Below are 6,979 nucleotides of genomic sequence, written 5' to 3' on the forward strand. Positions count from 1 at the left end.
TATATATTGTTTTCTATCGTTCAGGTTGATCATTTAACCCATCCTTGATATTCAAAGTTGCAATTTTTATAGCGATCGTTCATCCTCACATAGGTGTGTTTGATCTTATTCACTACCCAATCGTGGAGTTTTTTCTCCTTCTCTTTAGCTAAGACCACGTTCTTCATAACTTGGAAATCCTCCGTAATCTTAGCCTTATGACCCTCCGTTCTACTCTTCAGCTTCACGATAGCCACCACTTGTTTACCCTTTTTATTAATCATATCGAAAGGTGCAGAGATGTCTCCCACTTTCATTCCTTCAACTTGTCGAGCCACCTCGGTAGGCAAGTCTTTCATCTGAAATTTAGAAGTCATAATTTGATTCTGCACATCGTTGAAAGCCATCAAACCTCGATTGTTCTTCGTATCCTTATCTTCCGATATATAGGTAGCGGCTTCTTCAAAACTGAATTTACCTGCTTTGATATCATCACTGATAGAGTCTAGACGGGCATGAGCCTTTGCCAGTGCATCGGCAGACACCTTCGGCTTCATTAAGAGATGGCGTACCTTTACCTTATCACCGCGCTTGTCAATCAACTGAATGATATGAAAACCGAACTCACTCTCGCAGATTTTGGAAATCTTTTTAGGGTCGGTCAAGTTGAAAGCCACCGATGCAAAGGTAGGATCAAGCATACCACGCCCCATATAATCCATCTCTCCACCCATACGAGCAGACCCCGGATCTTCAGAATAAAGGCGTGCCAAAGTTGCAAAAGAGGTCTCACCGGAGTTCACACGTTCCGTGAAATTACGCAATTGATCTTTCACCCGGTTAATCTCAGTCTGCTCTATACGAGGCTGACGAACAATAATTTCCACTTCCACCTCGGTAGGAACAAAAGGCAGACTATCTTCCGGAACATTGCGGAAATAGTTGCGTACATCAGAAGGAGTAACCGTTACATCCTTCACAAGTTCGCGACGCATACGGTCAATCAATTCCCTATTCTTGAATTCATCGTGCATCTGTTCACGCATCTGTGCAACAGTCTGGTTACGATATTCCTCAAGTTTTTCACGCGAACCGGCACTGTTAATCCAAAAATTAATCTGCTGGTCAACGCTTTGATTTACCTCTGCCTCAGAAACCTCTATGGAATCGATAGCAGCTTGGTGCAAGAACAACTTCTGAACAGCTATCTGTTCGGGGATAGTACAATCAGGATCTCCACCCCATTTGGCACCTTCCACCTCGGCTTGCAGGCGTGCGGCCTCAACATCCGACTTCAAAATAGGCTCATCACCTACCACCCAAATGACTTCATCTACCACAGCATGCTGTGGAGCTTGGACTTCAGACTTTGCCGAAGTCGTATCTTTCTGAGCACCGAGCCACTTACCGGTCTTACCAGCGCGAGCCGACATGCCGGCCAATAACATCACAGCCAGACAGCCCATCAATATTTTATTTCCTTTTCTCATGTATCTTATGTTTCAGAATATACATTAATGTTTGTTCACGGTGAGCAACACATCGCGGTCTATAGACACTGTGTACTTCTTCCGCAAACCTTCCACCCAAGCCTTTTCCAGTTCCTCTTGATAATCGGCTACCACCAAATAGCGCACATCATCCATAGACTTGGGGACTTTCAACTTCTTTCCGTAGACAGCCATATAAGGATAACCGTCTTTCAAGGCAGACTTTCCATCAACATAACCAAACACCTTGCTATCTATCAAGGCATTGTCGTCCGGTTTGAATAATGCCTGTTCTGCCTGTACACTTACTCCCCCATTCTCTTGAAACGTACGCTTGATTGCACGCATCCATTCCTTAGAATCTGTCGATTTGAGGAGTTTCTTCACAGCCGACAGGTCTTTTTTAGTCTTCGCATAGTAGACAATGCCCTTATAACGTGGCTGTCCCCAACGATATTTCTTTTTATTTTGTCGGAAATAGTGTTCCAATCCTGCTTCATCACGAGCAGCACTATCCCAAACCGTACGGCTACACATATTATATAATAGCAGCCCCTCACGATATTCTTGTAGCAAATAAAGTTGCTCCGGCAACATTTCCTCCAATGTCATTTGATTTTCTTTCGACATCGAGTCCATATTCATTTGCCGTTTTTCTGCCACGAGTTGGGAATTCATCCCTTTCATTCTGCGCAACACATTCTGCCGTTCCACGGTCTTCAGCAATTCCGTACGCACAGCCTCATAAGGCAGATAATCGCACTTCTCCAGCAATTTGATGATGTGAAAACCTGCAGGAGATTCGAATGGCTTACTCATCTCGCCGACTTTCAATGCCGACATCTCCGCCTCAAATTCAGCCATCGTCTCCCCACGTTGCACCCAGTGTAGTTCTCCACCACGTGCAGCCGTGACCTTATCGTCAGAACAACGACGTGCCAACATACCAAAATCAGCACCTTGCTGCAACGCGCGATAAATAGAATCTATCCGCGCTCGCGCCACCATTTCTGCACTCCGAGGTTCACGTTGACCCACATGCAAGTAAATCTGAGCGACTCTGTATAGTCCACCATTACGTATAGCTTGTACCTTATCGGCTTCGTAGAGACTGCGAGCCGCAGCCTCCATATCCGTATTCGATACTCTCATCGACGCCATTAAACCACTACGATAAGAAGCCAATTCATTTTGAAATGACGCCAATGTATCTAAACGCGCATCAAGGGCTGCCTCTACCTTCAACTTGAAGTTTACAAAAAGAGGCAGATATTCCTCGACCGTTTTCTTATCTAAAACGCCTGCTGCGTTGTCTTTATTGTAGGAATATTCAAATTCCGAACGTGTAACAGCCTTTCCATTGATAGTCATCACAACAGGGTCGACAGTTTGTCCGAACGATATGCTCCCCATCAGGAGTATACCCACAAGCAACAACGCAGAAGGTGTACGCACCATCAGTTTATTCGAAGCGAGAATAGTTTGGAGCTTCACTCGTGATGGAAATATCATGAGGATGACTCTCCAACACACCGGCATTGGTAATGCGAGTAAACTTGGCCTCATGAAGCTTCTCTATAGAGGCTGCACCGCAATATCCCATCCCCGAACGCAGTCCACCGGTCATCTGATAAATAACCTCCTGAACCGTTCCCTTATAAGGTACACGACCGGCAATACCCTCCGGCACAAGCTTCTTAACATCTTTCGTATCGCCTTGGAAGTAGCGATCCTTTGAACCGTTCTTCTGCTCCATGCCCTCAAGCGAACCCATTCCGCGATAGCTCTTAAACTTACGACCGTTGAAAATAATAGTCTCACCGGGACTTTCCTCGGTACCGGCTACCAACGAACCTATCATCACACTGCTACCACCGGCTGCCAATGCTTTCACAACATCGCCCGAATAGCGCAGTCCGCCATCGGCTATCAATGGCACTCCGGTACCCTTCAAGGCAGAATATACATCATAAACTGCACTCAATTGCGGTACACCAACACCGGCTACAACACGCGTTGTACAAATAGAACCCGGGCCGATACCCACTTTGATACCGTCGGCACCATTCTCTACCAATAGCTTAGCCGCTTCTCCCGTAGCCACATTACCCACGATTACATCTACTTGTGGGAACGTTGCTTTCACCTCGCGCAACTTTTCTATCACGCCTTGTGAGTGTCCGTGAGCCGTATCAATGACGATAGCGTCGGCTCCGGCCTCCACCAATGCACGCGCACGATCCAAGGTATCGACCGTCACACCCACACCGGCAGCCACACGCAAACGACCTTTCTCGTCTTTACAAGCCATTGGCTTGTCCTTAGCCTTGGTAATATCTTTATAAGTAATCAATCCTACCAAACGGTTGGCAGCATCAACTACCGGTAATTTCTCAATTTTATTTTCCTGAAGAATCTGTGCCGCAGCCGTCAAGTCGGTCTGCTGATGAGTCGTAACAAGATTCTCCGATGTCATCACTTCGTCAATCTTCTTGTCCAATCGACGCTCAAAACGCAAGTCACGATTGGTGACGATACCTACTAAGTGGTTTTCTTCGTCTACCACGGGGATACCGCCGATATGATATTCGTGCATCATTTCCAGCGCATCTCGTACCGTACGACCACGACGAATTGTCACTGGATCGTAAATCATACCGTTTTCAGCACGCTTCACGATAGCCACCTGACGCGCCTGATCCTCTATCGTCATATTCTTATGAATAACACCGATACCTCCTTCACGGGCAATAGCGATAGCCATAGCCGACTCCGTAACAGTGTCCATAGCCGCTGTAACGAAAGGAATATTAAGCGTAATGTTACGTGATAACTGTGTTTTTAACTCTACCTCTTTAGGTAGTACATTCGAATAAGCTGGAATCAAGAGGACGTCATCGTAAGTGAGGCCGTCCATTACAATTTTATCTGCAACAAATGATGACATATTGTAATTTTAAAAATTTATTGCGTGCAAATATAGTAATAATTTTCCACATAGCCCTTCTATCCTCTGAAGATTTCAAATCTTATTAATGCTATTTAACGACCATGTGCAGAGGGTATCTACAACAAGTAAATATTTCATCCTCAAGTACCGTTTTGTAGCAAGAAAGTATTATCGTCACAGCACAACAAACTAGCAATAGCGATGTGGCTTATCGACTCACCGACAACGCCAACTACCATACAACGGAACTTGATACCATTACCCACCTCTTCGGTCGCAACTATGATGGTTGTTCGTTTATCACCGGTCTTGGTGTCAAACAACTAATAGGAAAAACGACCAAGTAGAATTTTCACTCAACGAAATAGCCATCAACTGACAAGCCCCATTGACCTTCGCCCCCGCATTTGCAAGGGAATAGAGGATTCGTATCGAAAGATATGTCTTATTCTTGTTTACTTGTAAACTTGTCTACTAGTCAAATCAATAGACAAGTTCTTCCCTTCCCACTCCCCATTTGTCCTCCCTTGCTTCGGGAGAGGACTGGAGAGAGGTTATTGCAACGGCTTTGCAGCATTGTTGTAAAGCCCGAACAGAAAGACTGAAAAGCCTATACAGCAACACTGCTACGGCTCATCAGTAAATAAAGGAAAATGAGTTTAGGATGCAAGTTCTTGTCATTTTCCCGTTTATTTCTTATCTTTGCAACCCAAAACAGTAATTATTAATCACTCAAAAAAATGAACACAATTATTTTAGCATTCACTATTTTCTTTGCGTTACGCCTTGTATCATTGGCTTATTCCATCTACAACGAGAAACGAATTGTCAAGGCCGGAGCAGTGCAATACGGCAAAACAAACTCCCTGTTACTCACCCTTGCCCACATTGCCTATTATTTTGGTAGTTTGTACGAGGCCTATGTTGGCGGACATACATTCGGTACATGGGCTTGGGCAGGTGTCGGTGTCATGACATTTGCCTACATCATGCTTTTCTACGTCATCTACCAACTACGCGACGTGTGGACGGTGAAGCTCTACATCGTGCCCAACCACCACATCGTCACAAGCTTCTTATTCCGCACTGTGCGCCATCCCAACTATCTCCTTAACATCATTCCGGAGCTCATCGGTGTGGCTCTACTCTGCCAGTCTTGGTTTACATTGACCATCGGATTTCCACTCTACTGCTGTCTATTGGCTGTCAGAATACGTCAAGAGGAAAGAGCTATGGCCGATTTGTGGAAACAATAAGAAACTAATATTCATCGCATGATCAATTCAATCAATATGAAACATCTCATCACGATTATCACATTACTATTCAGTATCAATCTAGCTGTATCGGCACAGCATGCCAAAGCCGACCGAATCATCGGTACCTACATGACCGAGGGCGACAAAGGCAAAGTGGTCATCAGCAAAAACGGCAACGTATACAACGGTAAATTGGTATGGTCTATCACGCCCGGTGCACTCGACAAACACAATCCCGTTCCTGCCGAACGTACAAAAAAGCTGGCTGGAAAGAACATTATCACAGGCTTTCAATATACCGATGGCGACGTATGGGAGAAAGGGAAGATATACGACCCTGAAAGTGGGAAAACCTACAAGTGCAAGATTACCATGAAACCTAATGGCGACCTCATCGTAAGAGGATTCATCGGCATCTCGCTACTGGGCAGAAACACCGAGTGGAAACGAGCAAAATAAGAGCCCGGTATTCCTGCTATACACATAGAAATGACAAAGGCCGCAAATCGCTTCAATACGATTTGCGGCCTTTATTATAGGGAAACAACCTACTTACTTCTTGAGAAAGACTTTCGACAACCACTTACGTACGAGCATATCATAGTAATGCAACAGCACGTAGGCAAGAATAATGTTGGCGATAAGAATAGGAACGCCTACCGGCAAAGCCTGCTCCAAGGGCACATGATTATTCCATACCCACGCATAGAAGAGATAAAGCGAGGGGTAATGGATGGCATAAACAGGATAAGAGACGTCGCCCAAGAACTTACAAATCCAAGCCGATCGTTCGTCGGTAACGCTGCCCGATGCACCCAACCACACCAAAATGGGAAAGAATACAACCACGGCTACAGCATCGTAGATACCATTGGCCACAGCCGTTTCACCAAACTGCAAGTATGGCATAGCCGTCAATACCACGACAAACAGACCACAAATCCAGAAAGCACCGCGTATTTTGACCGGTCGGAACACACGCGACATGAGCAGACCGGCCGTATAACAGAAGAGCATTAAGAGCATTCCGGCATAGTGGAGGCCGTCGGCCATGGTCCAACCTACACCAAGATGGTAGCTTCCGGAACCATTTCCGATAGAGTACCAAGCCAAGCCGACACCCATCAAAGCGGTGAGAACAGCCAGCACTTTGGTTGGTAATCGGTGGATAAAGAGGGCATACAAGATATTCCCGATGTACTCCATGAAAAGCGACCAATACGGTCCGTTGAGCGGAAAAAGTTCACCATTGCCTCTAACTTCGATTCCGGCACCGGGCGCAGCGGGTATCATAAACAGAG

At 45.6% G+C, this 6,979-nt stretch carries 7 protein-coding genes; 3 read left to right on the forward strand and 4 right to left on the reverse strand.

Annotated features, from left to right (window positions below):
* Positions 1-29: 29 nt before the first annotated feature.
* Genes HMPREF0671_RS05835 through guaB form a run of 3 tightly spaced genes read right to left on the reverse strand, consistent with a single transcriptional unit; the run spans position 30 to position 4,416 of the window.
* Entirely contained in the window at positions 30-1,469 is a 1,440-nt protein-coding gene (locus tag HMPREF0671_RS05835) for a peptidylprolyl isomerase (RefSeq protein ID WP_036897924.1), read from the reverse strand.
* A 24-nt stretch (positions 1,470-1,493) separates the two neighbouring features.
* Positions 1,494-2,981 (reverse strand): peptidylprolyl isomerase, encoded by a 1,488-nt coding sequence (locus HMPREF0671_RS05840; RefSeq protein WP_198025885.1) that lies wholly within the window; start codon positions 2,979-2,981, stop codon positions 1,494-1,496.
* Positions 2,932-4,416, reverse strand: a complete 1,485-nt coding sequence (gene guaB, locus HMPREF0671_RS05845; protein WP_036897930.1) for an IMP dehydrogenase — start codon at positions 4,414-4,416, stop codon at positions 2,932-2,934. The genes HMPREF0671_RS05840 and guaB overlap by 50 nt, the downstream gene beginning before the upstream one ends.
* Before the next feature lie 206 nt (positions 4,417-4,622).
* Here guaB and HMPREF0671_RS12230 point away from each other — a divergent pair, with 206 nt between their 5' ends.
* The 3 genes from HMPREF0671_RS12230 to HMPREF0671_RS05860 all read left to right on the forward strand — a co-directional run bounded on the left by HMPREF0671_RS12230 (position 4,623) and on the right by HMPREF0671_RS05860 (position 6,137).
* Positions 4,623-4,766 carry a hypothetical protein gene (locus HMPREF0671_RS12230; RefSeq protein WP_156431113.1) on the forward strand — a complete coding sequence of 48 codons (144 nt, stop codon included), beginning with the start codon at positions 4,623-4,625 and terminating at the stop codon, positions 4,764-4,766.
* Positions 4,767-5,159: 393 nt separating this feature from the next.
* Positions 5,160-5,675, forward strand: a complete 516-nt coding sequence (locus HMPREF0671_RS05855) for an isoprenylcysteine carboxyl methyltransferase family protein (RefSeq protein ID WP_036897936.1) — start codon at positions 5,160-5,162, stop codon at positions 5,673-5,675.
* 36 nt (positions 5,676-5,711) lie between these two features.
* Positions 5,712-6,137, forward strand: a complete 426-nt coding sequence (locus tag HMPREF0671_RS05860) for a DUF2147 domain-containing protein (RefSeq protein ID WP_036897962.1) — start codon at positions 5,712-5,714, stop codon at positions 6,135-6,137.
* A gap of 93 nt (positions 6,138-6,230) precedes the next feature.
* On the opposite strand, the gene HMPREF0671_RS05865 is transcribed toward HMPREF0671_RS05860, so the two are convergent.
* Positions 6,231-6,979 (reverse strand): acyltransferase (locus HMPREF0671_RS05865; RefSeq protein WP_036897965.1); only part of this gene is annotated, 749 nt, incomplete at its 5' end.

The organism is Prevotella sp. S7 MS 2, assembly GCF_000762865.1.
In the GTDB taxonomy this organism is placed as follows: Bacteria; Bacteroidota; Bacteroidia; order Bacteroidales; family Bacteroidaceae; genus Prevotella.